This is a genomic window from Parabacteroides sp. AF18-52, assembly GCF_003479145.1.
GTDB classification, from domain to species: domain Bacteria; phylum Bacteroidota; class Bacteroidia; order Bacteroidales; family Tannerellaceae; genus Parabacteroides; species Parabacteroides faecis.
Map to the genome: position 1 here is coordinate 203,370 of NZ_QUGR01000002.1, position 16,399 is coordinate 219,768.

At 36.1% G+C, this 16,399-nt stretch carries 13 protein-coding genes and 3 tRNA genes; 6 read left to right on the top strand and 10 right to left on the bottom strand.

The window, feature by feature from the left end:
• Nucleotides 1–167 precede the first annotated feature (167 nt).
• From DWX23_RS04520 to DWX23_RS04530, 3 genes are all read left to right on the top strand, one after another.
• Nucleotides 168–800, top strand: a complete 633-nt coding sequence (locus tag DWX23_RS04520) for a SagB/ThcOx family dehydrogenase (RefSeq protein WP_122354615.1) — start codon at nucleotides 168–170, stop codon at nucleotides 798–800.
• 85 nt (nucleotides 801–885) lie between these two features.
• Nucleotides 886–1,977: a metallophosphoesterase gene (locus tag DWX23_RS04525; protein WP_122354613.1), complete on the top strand. Its 1,092-nt coding sequence runs from the start codon at nucleotides 886–888 to the stop codon at nucleotides 1,975–1,977.
• A gap of 12 nt (nucleotides 1,978–1,989) precedes the next feature.
• Nucleotides 1,990–3,114, top strand: a complete 1,125-nt coding sequence (locus DWX23_RS04530) for a metallophosphoesterase (protein WP_122373591.1) — start codon at nucleotides 1,990–1,992, stop codon at nucleotides 3,112–3,114.
• A 71-nt stretch (nucleotides 3,115–3,185) separates the two neighbouring features.
• On the opposite strand, the gene DWX23_RS04535 is transcribed toward DWX23_RS04530, so the two are convergent.
• Together DWX23_RS04535 and DWX23_RS04540 are read right to left on the bottom strand one after the other, a co-directional pair.
• Nucleotides 3,186–4,943: a S41 family peptidase gene (locus tag DWX23_RS04535; RefSeq protein ID WP_122373592.1), complete on the bottom strand. Its 1,758-nt coding sequence runs from the start codon at nucleotides 4,941–4,943 to the stop codon at nucleotides 3,186–3,188.
• Between the two features lie 47 nt (nucleotides 4,944–4,990).
• Nucleotides 4,991–5,968 carry an adenosine kinase gene (locus DWX23_RS04540; protein ID WP_122373593.1) on the bottom strand — a complete coding sequence of 326 codons (978 nt, stop codon included), beginning with the start codon at nucleotides 5,966–5,968 and terminating at the stop codon, nucleotides 4,991–4,993.
• Between the two features lie 106 nt (nucleotides 5,969–6,074).
• Here DWX23_RS04540 and DWX23_RS04545 point away from each other — a divergent pair.
• The 3 genes from DWX23_RS04545 (at nucleotide 6,075) to DWX23_RS04555 (ending at nucleotide 6,364) form a co-directional block, all read left to right on the top strand.
• Nucleotides 6,075–6,148 (top strand) — tRNA-Asn (locus tag DWX23_RS04545).
• 34 nt (nucleotides 6,149–6,182) lie between these two features.
• Nucleotides 6,183–6,256: transfer RNA gene (locus DWX23_RS04550), tRNA-Asn, on the top strand.
• A gap of 34 nt (nucleotides 6,257–6,290) precedes the next feature.
• Nucleotides 6,291–6,364 (top strand) — tRNA-Asn (locus tag DWX23_RS04555).
• Between the two features lie 141 nt (nucleotides 6,365–6,505).
• Here the strand turns inward: DWX23_RS04555 and DWX23_RS04560 are convergent.
• From DWX23_RS04560 to DWX23_RS04595, 8 genes are all read right to left on the bottom strand, one after another.
• Entirely contained in the window at nucleotides 6,506–7,894 is a 1,389-nt protein-coding gene (locus DWX23_RS04560) for a S41 family peptidase (protein ID WP_158607049.1), read from the bottom strand.
• Nucleotides 7,895–7,904: 10 nt separating this feature from the next.
• Complete coding sequence (locus DWX23_RS04565; protein ID WP_122373595.1) at nucleotides 7,905–9,260, bottom strand: HlyD family efflux transporter periplasmic adaptor subunit; 1,356 nt, start codon at nucleotides 9,258–9,260, stop codon at nucleotides 7,905–7,907.
• 1 nt (nucleotide 9,261) lies between these two features.
• Complete coding sequence (locus DWX23_RS04570; RefSeq protein WP_122373596.1) at nucleotides 9,262–11,490, bottom strand: peptidase domain-containing ABC transporter; 2,229 nt, start codon at nucleotides 11,488–11,490, stop codon at nucleotides 9,262–9,264.
• The gene (locus DWX23_RS04575) at nucleotides 11,483–12,724 is read right to left on the bottom strand and encodes a S41 family peptidase (RefSeq protein ID WP_158607050.1); all 1,242 of its coding nucleotides are present in this window, start codon (nucleotides 12,722–12,724) and stop codon (nucleotides 11,483–11,485) included. The genes DWX23_RS04570 and DWX23_RS04575 overlap by 8 nt, the downstream gene beginning before the upstream one ends.
• Before the next feature lie 80 nt (nucleotides 12,725–12,804).
• Nucleotides 12,805–14,118: a radical SAM/SPASM domain-containing protein gene (locus DWX23_RS04580; RefSeq protein ID WP_158607051.1), complete on the bottom strand. Its 1,314-nt coding sequence runs from the start codon at nucleotides 14,116–14,118 to the stop codon at nucleotides 12,805–12,807.
• A 69-nt stretch (nucleotides 14,119–14,187) separates the two neighbouring features.
• Nucleotides 14,188–14,526 carry a hypothetical protein gene (locus tag DWX23_RS04585; protein WP_122373599.1) on the bottom strand — a complete coding sequence of 113 codons (339 nt, stop codon included), beginning with the start codon at nucleotides 14,524–14,526 and terminating at the stop codon, nucleotides 14,188–14,190.
• A 17-nt stretch (nucleotides 14,527–14,543) separates the two neighbouring features.
• Nucleotides 14,544–15,488, bottom strand: coding sequence for a glycosyltransferase (locus DWX23_RS04590; RefSeq protein ID WP_122373600.1), 945 nt, complete (start codon nucleotides 15,486–15,488; stop codon nucleotides 14,544–14,546).
• Between the two features lie 4 nt (nucleotides 15,489–15,492).
• Nucleotides 15,493–16,308: a glycosyltransferase family 2 protein gene (locus DWX23_RS04595; protein WP_122373601.1), complete on the bottom strand. Its 816-nt coding sequence runs from the start codon at nucleotides 16,306–16,308 to the stop codon at nucleotides 15,493–15,495.
• Nucleotides 16,309–16,399 lie beyond the last annotated feature (91 nt).

The window sequence follows — 16,399 nt, forward strand, 5'->3', positions numbered from 1 at the left end:
ATTATTCAAATAACTATTTAATTAAAGTGTAAACCCGATGCAAATGTAGAAGATTCTACGAAACGTTCGTATTTAACAGGATTAAAGATTTGTAAAAGATGTATTTTGCTGTTTGTTTAGATGAATTTCTTTTAAATTTGTAAGAGTTACTATTAATAAATATAGATATGAGAAAGATTTCATTCCTTTTAACCGCTTTATTATTCATTTCAGTTATGAGTGCACAGGATCTTAAAGTCATTAAACTCAATGCTCCGGACAAGACACGGGGAACAGCAGTCATGAAAGCTTTTTCCGACCGTCATTCCGACCGCGAATTCGCATCCAAAGAATTAAGTGCCCAGGACCTTTCAGACCTGCTATGGGCAGCCAACGGCATTAACCGGACAGATGGAAAACGTACGGCTCCTTCCGCTTTAAACAAACAAGATATCGACGTTTATGTGATCATGAAAGACGGTGCTTATCTGTATGACGCCAAAGCACATGCTTTAAACCCGATAGCTAAAGGCGATCATCGCGGGGCTGTAGGTGCCGGACAGGATTTTGTGAAAGAGGCTCCGGTTTCTCTTGTTTTGGTATCCGATCTTTCCCGTTTCGGAAATGTAGGTGATCATACAAAACTGATGGCAGCCATGGATGCAGGGATTGTATCGCAAAATATCAATTTATGCTGTGCCGGGATCGGATTATCGACAGTTCCCAGAGCGACCATGGATCAGGCTGCCCTGAAAAAGATCCTTAAATTATCCGACAGCCAGGTTTTGATGATGAACAATCCGGTGGGATACCCGAAATAAGAACGGACACCGACTAAAATAGCCAAAACCTTTTTTCACAAATGAATTGAAGATTATTATGTACATTTGCCGAAAATTTGACAAAATGCCTACAATTTTCATTGCCCTCTTTTGCGCTTATTTCGCAGGGAATATCTATATATTTACGAGGGGGGCACAAGCTCTCGTGGCCCAACCCTTTGGTGTGAAAGTACTTCTGACAGTTCTGTTTTGGAGTTGTGCGCTTTCATTTGCCGTCAGTATGCTGGCCAGGAATGTAAAATATCCGGATGTATTGGCACATACGATCCATGAAGTGGGTACCGGCTGGCTGGTATTTACCTTATATATGGTGCTGTTCCTAGTTGCATTCGATATATTCAAACTTTTCAACGGGAGTTTCAAATATGGGTTCTATATATCTTTACTACTGACTTTAAGCCTGTTAAGCTACGGATATTATCATTATCAACACCCAAAGACAGAAGTTTTCAACATAGTTATCAACAAGGTTGTCAACAACAATTCATCCCCGATAAAAGTGGTTGCTATCAGCGACGTTCACCTGGGTTATGGAACGAACAAGGCACAGTTGAAGAAATATGTAAACATGATCAATGCCGAAAAGCCGGATTTAATTCTGATCGGCGGCGATTTGATCGATAACAGCGTGACGCCTCTTTACGCAGAGAATATGCAGGAAGAGTTATCGCAGCTACAGGCTCCGCAAGGTATCTATATGGTTCCCGGAAATCATGAATATATCAGCGGAATAAAGAAAAGCGCCGAATTCATCCGGTCGACACCGATCAAACTTTTACGCGACACCGTGATCACACTTCCCAACGGATTACAGATTGCCGGACGCGATGACCGCCATAATCCGTCGCGCTTGTCTCTCCGGACATTATCACAAAACATTGACCCGGCCAAACCTGTTATTCTTTTGGATCATCAGCCGTATGACCTGCAGGAAACGGAAAAGGCCGGTATAGACCTCCAGTTCAGCGGGCATACACACCGCGGACAGATCTGGCCGATGAGTTTACTGACCGACCGCCTGTTCCAGCAAAGTTACGGATACAAACAATGGGGAAACAGCCATATTTATGTATCTTCAGGCTTATCGCTTTGGGGACCGCCTTTCCGCATCGGGACAAACAGCGAAATGGTGGTATTCAATATTGCATTCAAGTAAGGCAAGCAAAATATGAAAGTCTTTATTCAATCGATCGTAGCACAACTGTTGTTGAATCCCTACATCTTTTGGCGGGGTTATCAGGCAATACCGGCAAAAAAGAGCTGGCGCATTCCTTATACGTTATTCTTTGTACTTGAACTGGCTCTCTATTTCTTCGGATTTATTTTCCGCAAAGAATTGCCGGATAATATCATGACGCCTATTCAATATATCTGTAATTCGTGGTATATAGCGTCTGTCTATATTACACTTTCCTTATTGACGCTGGAAGTGATCAGATTGTCGAACCGTCTTTTCCATTGGTTCCCCCAGTGGCTTACCCGGCACTGGAAACAAACCAAACTGACATTGTTTTTTGTGATCATCATCGGAGTTACCGGACTGATGATCAAAGCCTATCTGACTGTCGCCCATCCGATCGTCAAAGAAGTATATGTGACTCTTCCGAAAGGTAGCAGCGAACGTGACAGCCTTACGGTTGTGATGATGAGCGACCTGCATATCGGAGAAGTGATAGGGAAAAAGATGGTACAGCGATATGTCTCTTTGAGCAATGCACAGCATCCGGACATGGTCGTATTAGTAGGCGATATAATGGATTACGAATCACGTTTTGCAGAAATGGAACATATCGAGGATGACCTGCAACAGCTAAAGGCTCCTTTAGGTGTATATGTCGTCAACGGCAACCATGAATACCGTGCCAACCGTTTCGCCAAATACCGCTGGCTGGCAAAAACCGGGACAACACTCCTGATAGACTCGATCGTACAACCGGATTCATCTTTTTACCTGATCGGAAGGGACGACTATGTCAATAAAAAGAGAAAAGCCTTACATACTTTAATGGCAGACATCGATACAACCAAACCGATCATCGTATTGGATCATCAGCCCTGGTCATTCGCCGAAATGGCAATGAACGGTGTCGATCTCGGCCTTCATGGGCATACCCACAACGGGCAGCTCTGGCCTTATCCCCTGTTAATGAAACTGATCTATGAATGTCCTTACGGGTATCATAAAAAAGGACCGACCCAGTTCTATGTCTCTTCGGGTATCGGTATAGCCGGGCCTCCTTACCGGGTGGGAACCGTCTCAGAGTTGGTTGTCCTGCATATTAAATTCAAATAAAACACTTTCGACATCATAAAAAAGGGAGTAAACTGTTCAGCTTACTCCCTTCCTTTATTCTCTTATAAGTATTATCCTATCGTCTGGTCGAACACATATGCTATATCACCGTCTCCGGTCGAAGCTTTCGTTTTTTCTTCAGCCGGAGCAACACCTTCTTCCGGTGTACTCAATGTCTTGTTATAAAGCTCCTGATCACCTAAAACTTCAATGGCTTTATCCAGCACTTCATCCTCTTTCAGGCTTTCCAGCAACTCCCCTTTCTGATAATAATAACGTTTCACGATCTCCGATGCCATAAGCTTCTTGATCTGATCTTTATAATGGTTGAAGTCACGGTCCAAATCAGGAGTCAAACGTGCCTCCAAAGCATTGAAGATAGTCGAATCGCTATCCATATAGCCTTCAAACTTAGCGACCTCTTTCAGGTTCTTGAGAACCTTTTCGCTCTGACGGTCGTATGTAAAGTTCTTTTCTTTCGCATAGTTCTTGAAAGCTTCGAAATCTTCGTCGGAAACGGTAAACTCTTCGACAGGAGGGATCGTTTTATGTTTCTGTGCCCAGTCCGTAACAAAATCCATCAGGACAAAATCGGTTGCCAGATAATACATCATGGTCGGCATTTCTTCCTCTTCTATCTCAAATTCCGGACGTACGCCACCACCGTCACGAACCGGACGGCCTTTGGAAGTATAGAACACAGAGGTCAGACTATCCGGTATGGCATCCACACTACCGTCCGCCTTTCTATGCGTATAGTCCATCTGCTGGATACAACGTCCGCTGGGGATATAATATTTACTCATAGTGACTTTCAGACGTCCTTCATAAGGCAGTTCGCGGGTAGATTGTACCAATCCTTTCCCATAAGAACGCTGTCCCACCAATACGGCACGGTCCATATCCTGCAAGGCGCCGGAAACAATCTCTGCTGCTGAAGCCGAATTACCGTTGATCAGGACCGCCATCGGCATAACCGTATCGATCGGTTCGTTAGAGGTACGATAGGTACGGTCCCACTGGCTGATCTTGCCTTTAGTAGATACCACCTCTTTTCCTTTGGGAACGAACATACCGACAATCTGTGTGGCACTTTCCAGCAAACCACCGCCATTGTTCCGTAAATCGAGGATCAATGATTTTATCTGATGATTCTTTTTCAAGTCTTCCAAAGCAGCTTTCACCTCCTGGGCACTCTTATCGGTAAATCCCTTCAGATAGATATAGCCGACACCATCGCCACGTACTCCGTAATAAGTAACCTGGTCGACCAGGATCTGCTTACGTATCAATTCCACTTCACGCGGTTTCTTTTCGTTCGGACGCTGTATTTTCAGAATCATTTTAGTATTGGGTACACCTTTCAGCAACTCGCTTACCTCGCTGGATGTTTTATTGCTCGTATCTACCGTATCGATAGCCAAAATACGGTCTCCCGCTTTCAGCCCCGCCAAAGCAGCAGGCATTCCTTCAAAAGGTTCGGTTACATATACACCGCCGTCTTTCCGTTCCCGGATATAAGAACCGATACCGCCATACTCACCCGTAGTCATTATTTTCAGTTCATCCATATCCTGTTCAGGATAATAAACGGTATAAGGGTCCAGACCGCCCAACATGGCGTTGATCCCTCTGCGAACTGTTTTCTCTACATCGACCGAGTCTACATAAAACATTTCAACCTCTTTCACCAGGGCATTGAAAATGTCCAGGTTCTTACTCACTTCAAAACGATTATCTTTCTGAGCTTGTGCGGGTATAATACTCCCAGCCAGGAGCAGTAAACAAAACAAACCTATCAATCTTTCTCGTCGTATCTTCTTAAACATAGAATATTTAGTTAATTAACGATGTAAATGTATACATAAAACCTATTTCAGGATAATATCGCATCTACTTTTAACTTTATTTGTTCCCATTTATCATCCGGTATCTGTGCTCCTATTACATCTATAATATAGCCTGCCAGCAGTGAGCCGATACGGGCCGATTGTTCTAAAGAAGCGCCGACGGATTGTCCGTACAGGAATCCGGCAGCGAAATGATCGCCTGCCCCTGTCGTATCGACAGGTTTACCTCCTTCTGCCGGAACTGCGATGATCTGTCCGTTGCTACCAATCAAAGCCCCCTCTTTCCCCAAAGTGACCAGAGAGACCTCAACCATTCCGGAAAGGGCTTTTACAGCCTCCTGTGCTTTTAATCCGGTAAATGCTTCCGCTTCACTTTCGTTGGAGAAAAGAATATCTACATATTTAGGAATAATATCATCCAACAATCCTCTAAAGGCATTGACGATATTAAAATTAGATAAATCGAGAGCTACTTTCAGCCCCAACGCTTTGGCTTTTTGCATGGTCGTACGGACCAAATCCTCATTTACCAGCAAATACCCTTCTATATAGATGCAATCATATCGGCTAAGGATCTCTTCCCCGATCTCATCCGGGGTAATTGTCGGAGCCGGGCCCAGAAATGTTCCCATCGAACGTTCACCGTCTTTAGAGATCAGCACCGTACAACTACCGGAAATTCCGTCGGTTTTTATAAAGTAAGGAGCTACATTCGCGTCTTTCAATGCTTTCTCATAGTATTCGCCGACAGTATCCGTTCCGATCTTTCCGATGAAGCCTGTATTTGCCCCCAGGCAAGCCATTGCACGCATCGTATTACAAACGGAACCTCCCGGAGCCTGACTTCTCTCCAGACGTTCCTGTGTTTTACGGATAGCGATCATCTGTTCCTGACCGATCATATCCATTGCACCCTTCGTTATACCTATTTCTGTGAGCACATCGTCACTATCTAACTGTAGTAAAACATCCACTAAAGCGTTTCCTAAGCCTATCGTATTCATTTTTTCAAATTTTTTCTGCAAAGATATTGCATATTTCAAAAAGAACCTCTACTTTTGCAGTGCAATTTCAGAAAGGGATGCAAGATGTCCCCTGAAGGTTGAAAATTCTTCCTTAGCTCAGTTGGTTAGAGCATCTGACTGTTAATCAGAGGGTCCTTGGTTCAAGTCCAAGAGGAAGAGCAAAAGACATCGGGAAAGACTGAAAGACATATTTTCTTCCTTAGCTCAGTTGGTTAGAGCATCTGACTGTTAATCAGAGGGTCCTTGGTTCAAGTCCAAGAGGAAGAGCAAAAGACATCGGGAAAGACTGAAAGACATATTTTCTTCCTTAGCTCAGTTGGTTAGAGCATCTGACTGTTAATCAGAGGGTCCTTGGTTCAAGTCCAAGAGGAAGAGCAAAAAAGAGATACTTCAATGAGGTGTCTCTTTTTTTATATATCTCCTATTGGAATCACTCATAACTAAGACCGAAAACAACATATTCTAAAGATAAAAAACAGATAAGATAGCTTGTACAAATTTTATTTGAGCATATTTTCACCTTGAACAATTATTTAATTCTATTATCTCCCAATAATCCTCTAAGCTAAGTTTTCGATTAAATACTTCATAAGGTATATCAGGAACCAGGATTCCATTTTCATCCATCCCCGTTACCGGAGAATCGTACTTATATTCAGACATTGCACATACCACACTGATACCGGAGTTAGGTAATATATAATTTTCACAATTCCCACAGAAATCAATTGGAGCACCAGCTTTCTCTCCTACAACTATCCCGACTTTCATTCGACGGAAATCAGCAGCAAAATCAATTGCGGCAGAATAAGTTTTTCGAGACTGAAGGAGAAAGACTTTCCCCTTGAATCCTTTTTTATTTTTAGGATAAACCACTTTGTCTTTCAATACTCCGGTCTCCACATAGTTCAACATAGCACCTTTAAATCGCCTTACTTTATAATTCAACAACCATCGCTTCAAAAAAAATTCTTTCGATATTTGTTCTTTCCATCCTTTCATCATGTTCTCTGCATTCGACTTTGCCATTGATTTATTTACATGATAACTTACACCATCTTTAACCTTTGCAACATTCAGATATTTAAAAATCAATTTATTATATTCACTATTTCCCCCACCATTTTTAGTAATATCAATAAACAAATATTTAACATGTTCTTTATCCATTATTTCAAATGCAGCCGATAATGCCCGTTCAAACAACTTTAAATCAGTTCCAATATCACAAGAATTATAATGAAATATTGCAATAGAATCTTTTTCAAAAAATTCAAAATTAAATGTTTGTTTATAATCTGCTGTATACAATATTTTTTTTGTTTCTACCGTATCCATTTTTACTACACCCGTTTCAAGATTCTTTAAACAAATCAAATAAGGTGGATGTATATCATAAAAAGAAGAGCAGAAAAATGGCAAATTAGAATTAATATATTCCTCCTTTAATAAAGAACTATACTCCCAACTAAGCATATTAGAAATTTCTTGAACTACATCTCTGACATCTTTTTTATTGATGGATAATATTAAATTATTTTGCAAAAACAAAGAGCTATCCTTTATTAAAAAATAAGGCAAGCTATCTTTTTCATGAGTTCTTCCCCAAATCTTATTTGTTAAAATCAAAGTATGACCATCTGTAAGCCCATTTATTCTCAATAACAACCGATTAAAATCTTTACAGTCCATTGAATCAACGACCTGTTTGGTCAACCTTTGCTGCAATGAATCAAATTGCATTGGAGTATATTTTTTATATAGATTCGGGTGCTTATTTCTCAGTATATCAAAATAATAATCAATATCCGTTATCATTTCTTGACGAGATAGCTTTTGGGCATCAGAAAATTGAATACTCAATATAAAAAACAAACAAAGTACATATGTAAAAGATATTTTCATTTGTATCAGATTATATTGTATGATGGAAATAAGACTCAAGATGATCCGTTTTATTGAAAAAGGTCGGACCATTGTTTTTAATCAATGATTTAATCGGGAAAAATATACGTTGCAATATACTATAGTCTTCTGTAATAATTTCAGCAGTTCCCGTTATTTCCTGTGAGAAGGGCAAATCTATGCCATAGCTTGTTTTCATACCATCCAGGAATTGTACCTCAACCTTATAAGTCTCTTTGCTCGGTACGGCAGATATAGTACGAATCGCACCTTTTAATATGCCATATTCCATATACGGATAATTATCAAGTTTGATATTGACTAACTGACCTGTTTTCACTTTTCCAGATTTGAGAACAGGCAACTCCAGTTTGCCAATAAAAAGGCCTCCGGAAGAAGGTACTATATTTGCGAAAGTTTCTCCTTGCGAAATATATTGATTTTCAGTCCAAAAAGTAGAAAATGATATTTGTCCGGAATAAGGAGAACGAAGCACATACATCTTATCCCATTGTCCTATCCGATCACGTAATGCTTCCAATTTCTGGCGTATATCGGCAAGATAACCCTGTTGCTGTTTGCGATAATCCAATTCGAGCTCCAACAAGTTTTGTTTTAATTGGGATAGTTGTGTTTTTATATTTGCCAGAGAAGCCATATTTCCTTCCTGAGAAATCCTTTTCTGAAGTAATACACTTTTAGATTGCTCCATTTCCATTGGAGAAATTATTTGTTTTTCATGTAAAGAAGAATCCCTTAAATAATCATTCCTGGCTAACTTCATCTCATTATCGAACAAATCAATTTGATTTTTAGCATGAATTACATAATTATTCATATATTCAATTTGTTCTTCCAATAACCTTTTGTTTTGAGCATGATAATTTAGTTCTACAAATTTACTGTAATTCACAAATGCCATTTTGAGATCGAGAAAATAAGGCATAACTTCACCTAACTGCTGCTCTTTGCTAAAAATCGCATCGACGGGACTTATCAATTCCGGCTGACTGTTATTATTGATCCAGGCATTCAGCTGTAACATATCTTTTGCAGAAGACGCACTTTCCTGTACTGCCAATAATTGGTTGACCGTAACAAGCTCTTTATCTTTAACGTCCAGATTGACTAAACGTCCTCCAACTTTAGAGACTAAAGCTATCGATGGATATTCGGTCGAAATAACAATTTTTGCATTGACAATATCCGGATATCTGAACATGGAACTACCAATTAGCAACACCAAAAAGATGATAAACATAACCATTATCCCTGTTCTCATCAACCAATTAGGCGTTTTTCCCAAAATGGCCTCTATTTCGTCACTCCTTACGTTCAATTTTATTGAATTATCCTTCAATTCCATATTAGTTTGCCAGTTCTAATTGGTTTTTAACTAAGTCATAATAATAGCCATGTTGTTCAACTAATTCCATATGAGTACCTTCGGCTACGATTTTTCCATGATCCAGAACAACTATTTTATCAGCTTTTTTTACAGTGCTTAATCTATGGGCTACAATCACAACAGTACGCCCCTGATAAAAATCCTGAAGATTATCAATAATAATACGCTCATTATTCGCATCCAGGGAATTAGTTGCTTCATCTAAAAAAATATATTCCGGATTTTTGTAAACAGCCCGCGCTATAAGAATACGTTGTTTTTGCCCTTGACTGATCCCGCTTCCTTCCTGCCCGATCTTTGTATTGTAACCCGCTGGCAGTTCTTCTATAAATTCATGAATATTGGCTACTTTTGCCGCATAATAAAGCTTGGTGGTATCCACTCTCTCGTCACCGATTGCTATATTTTCTGCAATTGTATCGGAAAAGAGAAAACCATCTTGCATAACAACACCACAAACAGATCGCCAATAATTAGTATCGATATTTTTAAGATTAGTAACACCGACATTTATCCCTCCGGATTGTGGTTCATAATACCCAAGAAGCATTTTCAATATGGTTGTTTTTCCACTACCGCTTTCCCCAACAATAGCTGTCACTTTATTATAAGGGAAAATAAGATTCAGCTTGTCCAATACAGGAGTAGATGAAGGACCTAAATAGCTAAAAGAAAGATCTTTTAGTACCAAATCCTTGTTCCCGGGTGATAGATTCTTCTGACGGGTTTCATTCATCTTATCTTCATCCTCCCGGAAATGCACTTCACCAAGTCTTTCCAAACTTATTTTAGCATCCTGATAAGAATGCACGAAACCTATAAAATTTTCAACAGGAGCTTTTAACTGCCCTATAATATAAGAGAGAGCCATCATCATACCCAATGTAATCTGACCTTGTATAACCAGATAAGCAGAAAAAACAGATAGTCCAATATTTAAAATATTAGAAATAAAGAATGCACCAATGCTTTGTATCTGGCTAACAGTCAATCCTTTTATGCTTACTTCAAATAATTCAGCCTGAATCGTCTCCCATTTCCATCTGATTTTACGTTCACAACCGTTCAACTTTATTTCTTCTGCGCCCGTAATCAATTGAATAATACTAGACTGATTGCGAGCAGATTTGTCGAAGCGTTTAAAATCCAGTTCTCTACGTATTCCTAAAAAAAGCATTACCCATCCTACATAAACAGCGTGTCCCAATACGAAACAAACTAACATCCAAATATTATAGTATCCTAAAATAATAGCAAAAATAAAAAAATTGAAAAAAGAAAATAGTGTACTTAACGACGTTCCTGTAAAAAATTCCTGAATCCGTGAATGATCACCTATGCGCTGCATTATATCTCCAGTTTTTTTAGACTCAAAAAAATTAATCGGAAGTTTCAGCATTTTTGTTATAAAATCGGAAATCAAAGAGATATTGATACGGGTTGTTACATGCAAAAATATCCAACTTTGCACAAACCCCACAGCTAATTGACTGAAAGATAATACAAATTGTGCAACTAATACGAGAATAATAAAGTTCAAATCACTATTCAAGACACCAAAATCGACCATCGATTGAGTAATGAAAGGGAAAAGCAACTGAATAATCATCCCCATTACCATTCCTAAAATCACCTGAAAAAAAAGTTTTTTATGAGGTTTTATATAGGAGAAAAAATGTAGTAAACTATATTTTTTTGATTTATCTATTTCTGACTCACTGTCTGATTCATAAAAAGATAAAGAAGGAGATAGCATCAGAACCATTCCCTTATCTTTTTCATTCTCCTTCGTACTAATCCATCCATCTAAGAATTCAACGACCGAATAAGTAACTAAGCCAAAAGCTGGATCAGCAACATATACCTTCCCTTCAAAACCTTCTTTTCTCAATTTGACTTTGATTTTATACACTACAACAAAATGATCTTGTCGCCAATGAATTATACAAGGCAGAATGACCTCTTTCCGCAATCTATCGAAACTAGTCCGAAGTCCCATACTCCGAAACCCGATCTTTTCAGCAGCATCGGAAATACCAAGCATCGTAACACCGTTTCTGTTTGCGAAACATAAATCACGTAATTTATATAATTCAAATCTCCTACCATAGTAAGCTGAAACCATTCGTAAACAGCTTGGGCCACAATCAGAAGAATCATGCTGTCGACAGAAAGGAAATTTATTCATTCTCTTTATTTCTTCTCATTTCTATTACAATTTGTTTATAATTTTCGACATCTAATTTGGGAGTTAATGGATATCTAATATCAGGTTCTAAAAATCCATTCTCAAAACAATTAATATTCGCATAATAATCTTTAATTATTGGAATTTGAATTTTTATTTTTGAATTTGGTAATATATCCCAAATACAACTTCCACAAAATGGAAAATATTGTCCAGAAATATCTCCTATCAACACTGCCATATTACAGACTTTTGCCATATAACAGAAAGTTGCTGCCGCAGAAAAAGTGTTATTTCCCATAATAATACAAACATCGCCCTCAAAAAATTTATTTTTTTGAGGGGACACATATATTGTATCCATAAGAAATCCATTTCCCTTAATAAGTTCAAGTTTACTATCAAATCGTTTATTATAAAATTCCGATTTCATTATTTTTTTTATGCCTTCAGCCTTAGCTACTCTTTTCATCACAATCATACACGAATCTCTACTCAAATAACTAAATACAAGTTCATTGGCAAGATCGGAACCACCTTTATTAGTTGATACATCTATTAACAATTCATTAATTTGACTAGCATTCAATTTACGAAAAAAAGAATCTAGAAATAACTGAAATTTATTTCTTTGATCTCCTGTCAATAACATAGAACTATTATATTGAAAAACAGCAATTGAATCTCCTATAAACAATGAATCATACGGCATCAAGAGAGGATGGATCAAAGAAGCAGTATCTACATCAATAACTGAGTCATAAACTCCATATTTACCCAACAAAGAACACCCATAAGCACTAAAACTTGAAGGTTTACTACCTAACAATATATTCATATACCTATTTTTAAGATTGTTTGCTATTTCAGGTAAGTACATAGTTGAAACCATAGAATCAACTTCGAGTGCCAATAATGATGCAGGAATACCATCAATACTAATTAATGTATCATGATTTAATAATATTATACTATCAGACATAAATAAAACTTTCGGAAAATGATATTTATCTATTGATGACGGTATATTAAGTTCATGCAATCCAGTATGGGAATCTAGAAATTTATGCATCTTAAAAAGTTGAATTTCAAATTCAGAAAAAGACAATGGGATAGAACAGTTTTTCTTTATTTTCAACTCCAAATCATCAAAAAAAACAGAATCATATTCTTGGTATAAATCGGGATGAATAGTCCGCAATAATGAAAAATAATAATTAATATCATCGTTCATTTCTTCCACAGATAACAGACTATTCCTATCGTTACAAGAAGTGCATATTATTAATAACACATATATAAAAACTAAGTATCTCATTTAGAATCATAAAAAGATTTATAACGTTCTATAATAAATGTTTCCGGAGTAACTTCAGTCACAGATAATCTACAATAGTTATTTACTTTATAATCTCTATTTTCAGATGTAACTTGAGAACAGGTTCCAAAACATATCGGAAGATGTTTACATTCAACACACTTATTATTCTCAAAAGTAGCTCTACCATATTTTTTAGCAAAAGCAGTCATATCCCAGACAATCTTACCCAAATCATTCAATTCTCCTAAAACATATTTTTCAGAATAATTTCGCGCAGTACATGTATATATTTTCGAATCGCAATTTATCATTACTGTATTAATTCTATCCATATAACATGCGTGATATTTTCCAACTCTAAAAGTACAATCCACCAAACTTATGCTATACCCCATTATTTTACATTCTTTCCTAATACTCAACAAAATTTTATTATCTGTTAAAATATCACTCTTTTTATAAGTTTGCCATATTCTTTGAAAATATGGAGATATATTTTTTCTATATTTCAATGGAATTTTATCCAATACAGTAATTAAACTATCATTTAAAGATGAATCTGTATAATTAAAACGCAAAGATATTCTTACCTCTGGTATGTTTTCACATATTAAAACTATATTCTCTATTATTTTACTAAAACTTGGAATACCTTTTTCATTTCTTATTTTATTATGAATATTTTCTTCTCCATCTATTGTTATCTGGAAACTACAAATACCTATTTCTTTCATTCGATTTATCATATCAAGTGTTATGAGATAAGCATTCGTAGTAATTTGTAAAGAGTATAATATATCTTTACAAACTTCTTTTGCATATATTGACAAAGGGTAAATTATATCATCGAAATATAAAAGAGGTTCACCTCCAAACCATGCCAAATTAAAACTTTTAACCTGCTTTTCTTTAACTATATAATCAATATGTTTCTTAATCTTTTCTATTGTTTCTCGTGACATTTTTCCTTTAACATGGTTTTCATAACAATACCAACAATTAAAATTACATTCGAGAGTCGGATTCAAGATCAAATTATAATACTCATTATTAAAAACAGTCAATTTATTACAAAGTCTTATTCTATCCACTTCATCTAATAAATCATCAACAATAAATCCCCATTCTTTTAATTTATTAAAAACACTTGGATAATTAATCTCAAATGAAATACAATCTTTAAACAATGACTGTATTCTATCATGTTCTGTTTTTTTTATAGGGAATAAAACTCCTGTGAAACCATTAAAATATATAACAGAATCATCTAAATCAACATAATAGTTATATTTACTTATTTTATACATAATAAAAATTATTCCAATCAGATTACAACATAATATTACCAATAAAATCATCCCTTAATTACATTTTCCTCAAAAAAGACTAGGCGGATATGTAATTGGAATACAATTATCTTGCGCTGCACAAAATTCATTTGGACGAGGAGGGGCAGAAATACACCCAACCCAATTACTTGGTTCAGATGTAGGACATGAAGAATCACAAACATTAACATCTATATCAGGACAAATACCAATATTACATGAACATACCAGAAAATCAATAATACCACGAGATGAAGAGGAAGCACCAGTCATGTATGCCATTTGCATCTTATTCAATGTCTCATCACTGAATAATTCAGATGCTTCATTAAAGTCTATTCCGAGTTTAGAAACAATTTCTTTTTGTAATATTTCTTTCTTTTTCATAATGTAATTTTTTATTATTAATATATGATTTGTTGCTTTGTATATTCATTTAATGATATATATGAATCAATATCTTTAGCAAATATTTGGTCATAATATATCTTTTGCTCCCTTATGCTTTCTTTTTCAACGGACAGTTCACTTAATATAGCTTTGTAAAGTTTACGATCAGAATCTTCTACATGCTTATATATACTATATTTATAGGGATAATTAAAAAAAAGCTCACTTAAATAAAGCAAATTATAATAATAATCAAATCCTTTCATTAAATATGGAGATTTCGTTCTAAATAAATGACCAGAATTGATATTTTTTATCAATTTACATCTTCCCCCCTCCAGCCATACCTTAATACTAATTAACTGCTCATCAAATCCATAAAATTTAAGTCCTTCCAACCCTCTCAAATATGTCCAATACATTTTATTTGTTGCGTATGCTGCACCTAATACACATGGTATATTTACAACATCCACTGAAGGTTCAATATTTCTTTTAATCCATAAAGGAGTTAAAACTAAATTAGTTGCAAAATCAATATAAGCTCCATATCCTAAACAGGACTCTGAATCTTTATATACAATATCTCCTGCTTTTTTTAAAGGTATAGTCGAACAACAGAATAAAGCTCGTTTATCCATGTTAAGTTCTTTGAGAATCAATTCTACCCAATCATTTTGAAAAAATCTCATGTGTCCATCTAAAAGAAGAAAAAATTCAGTTGAACAAAAATCAACTCCCTCATTTCTTGAAAATGCAACACCTTTTCTCTCTTTATGACAAATATATGTCAAATCAAATTTATTTATAATTGATTCATAATCATATTTATCCTCTGAAGCATCATTAATCAAGATAATATTTATTTCATCACCGGCTGTTTCCCGCAAATTCTTTACGGTATTATATATTTCTTCTCCTTCATTTAAGAATGGAATAATTACAGTTAATTCATTCATACAATTAGTTTTCAATTAAATGAGACATCATCTCACAATAATCCTTCAGTTCTATTATTTGTTGAATATAAAGATCTTTCAATATACTATTGATTGACCAGACTTTCATATATTTGATATTATCTCTACTCAACAAATAATCAATTACGTCTTTACGTATTATATATGAGTTATTATGCATTTGATCATCAAAGACTACACTGATTTGCTTATCATGTACCCGATAATAATATAAGATTTGCGGCAAATTACACAATTTGCCGCCTGCTAAGATAATATCTACCCACAACCTATAATCTTCAGCATATATAAATCGCTTATTATAACGGATATTGTGCGTTCGCAGAAAATCAGCCCTGATCACTCCTATGGTAAAACAATTAGCCTTAGTAAAGGCTAATTCTATTTCGTCAGAATCTAAAATCATTGGAATATAGACCGCTTCACTCGCGCCAAAGCGTTTAAGACCTGCTCCACAAGCCGCTATCTCAGGATTATATTCCATATAATTATATTGAATCAATAATCTATCAGGATGCATCTTATCGTCCGCATCCATCCTTGCGATATATTTACCCTTTGCACGATCCAATCCGGCATTTAAGGAATCTATAAAACCATGAGGATTATTAATTAGGAATATACGTTCATCGGTATATTTTTGAGCAATTTGTACACTATTATCTGTTGAACCATCATTAATCAAAATCAATTCAAAATCTCGAAAAGACTGATTTAAGACACTCTCTATGGCTTCTTCTATGTAGTGTTCTACATTATAGAAAGGCATACAAACAGATATGGCCGGTTCTTTTCTCATAGAACACTTTTTTTAATTAAGCGAGAACAATAAAATCAACGCGAGTAGACGATACAAATCTAACTAATATTATTTATGTATCACATTTTAT

What these genes read in the sequence shown, in the direction of transcription:
- DWX23_RS04520 (WP_122354615.1), top strand. Translation starts at nt 168, where the DNA reads ATGAGAAAGATTTCATTCCTTTTAACCGCTTTATTATTCATTTCAGTT.
- DWX23_RS04525 (WP_122354613.1), top strand. Translation starts at nt 886, where the DNA reads ATGCCTACAATTTTCATTGCCCTCTTTTGCGCTTATTTCGCAGGGAAT.
- DWX23_RS04530 (WP_122373591.1), top strand. Translation starts at nt 1,990, where the DNA reads ATGAAAGTCTTTATTCAATCGATCGTAGCACAACTGTTGTTGAATCCC.
- DWX23_RS04535 (WP_122373592.1), bottom strand. Translation starts at nt 4,943, where the DNA reads ATGTTTAAGAAGATACGACGAGAAAGATTGATAGGTTTGTTTTGTTTA.
- DWX23_RS04540 (WP_122373593.1), bottom strand. Translation starts at nt 5,968, where the DNA reads ATGAATACGATAGGCTTAGGAAACGCTTTAGTGGATGTTTTACTACAG.
- DWX23_RS04560 (WP_158607049.1), bottom strand. Translation starts at nt 7,894, where the DNA reads ATGAAAATATCTTTTACATATGTACTTTGTTTGTTTTTTATATTGAGT.
- DWX23_RS04565 (WP_122373595.1), bottom strand. Translation starts at nt 9,260, where the DNA reads ATGGAATTGAAGGATAATTCAATAAAATTGAACGTAAGGAGTGACGAA.
- DWX23_RS04570 (WP_122373596.1), bottom strand. Translation starts at nt 11,490, where the DNA reads ATGAATAAATTTCCTTTCTGTCGACAGCATGATTCTTCTGATTGTGGC.
- DWX23_RS04575 (WP_158607050.1), bottom strand. Translation starts at nt 12,724, where the DNA reads ATGAACGATGATATTAATTATTATTTTTCATTATTGCGGACTATTCAT.
- DWX23_RS04580 (WP_158607051.1), bottom strand. Translation starts at nt 14,118, where the DNA reads ATGTATAAAATAAGTAAATATAACTATTATGTTGATTTAGATGATTCT.
- DWX23_RS04585 (WP_122373599.1), bottom strand. Translation starts at nt 14,526, where the DNA reads ATGAAAAAGAAAGAAATATTACAAAAAGAAATTGTTTCTAAACTCGGA.
- DWX23_RS04590 (WP_122373600.1), bottom strand. Translation starts at nt 15,488, where the DNA reads ATGAATGAATTAACTGTAATTATTCCATTCTTAAATGAAGGAGAAGAA.
- DWX23_RS04595 (WP_122373601.1), bottom strand. Translation starts at nt 16,308, where the DNA reads ATGAGAAAAGAACCGGCCATATCTGTTTGTATGCCTTTCTATAATGTA.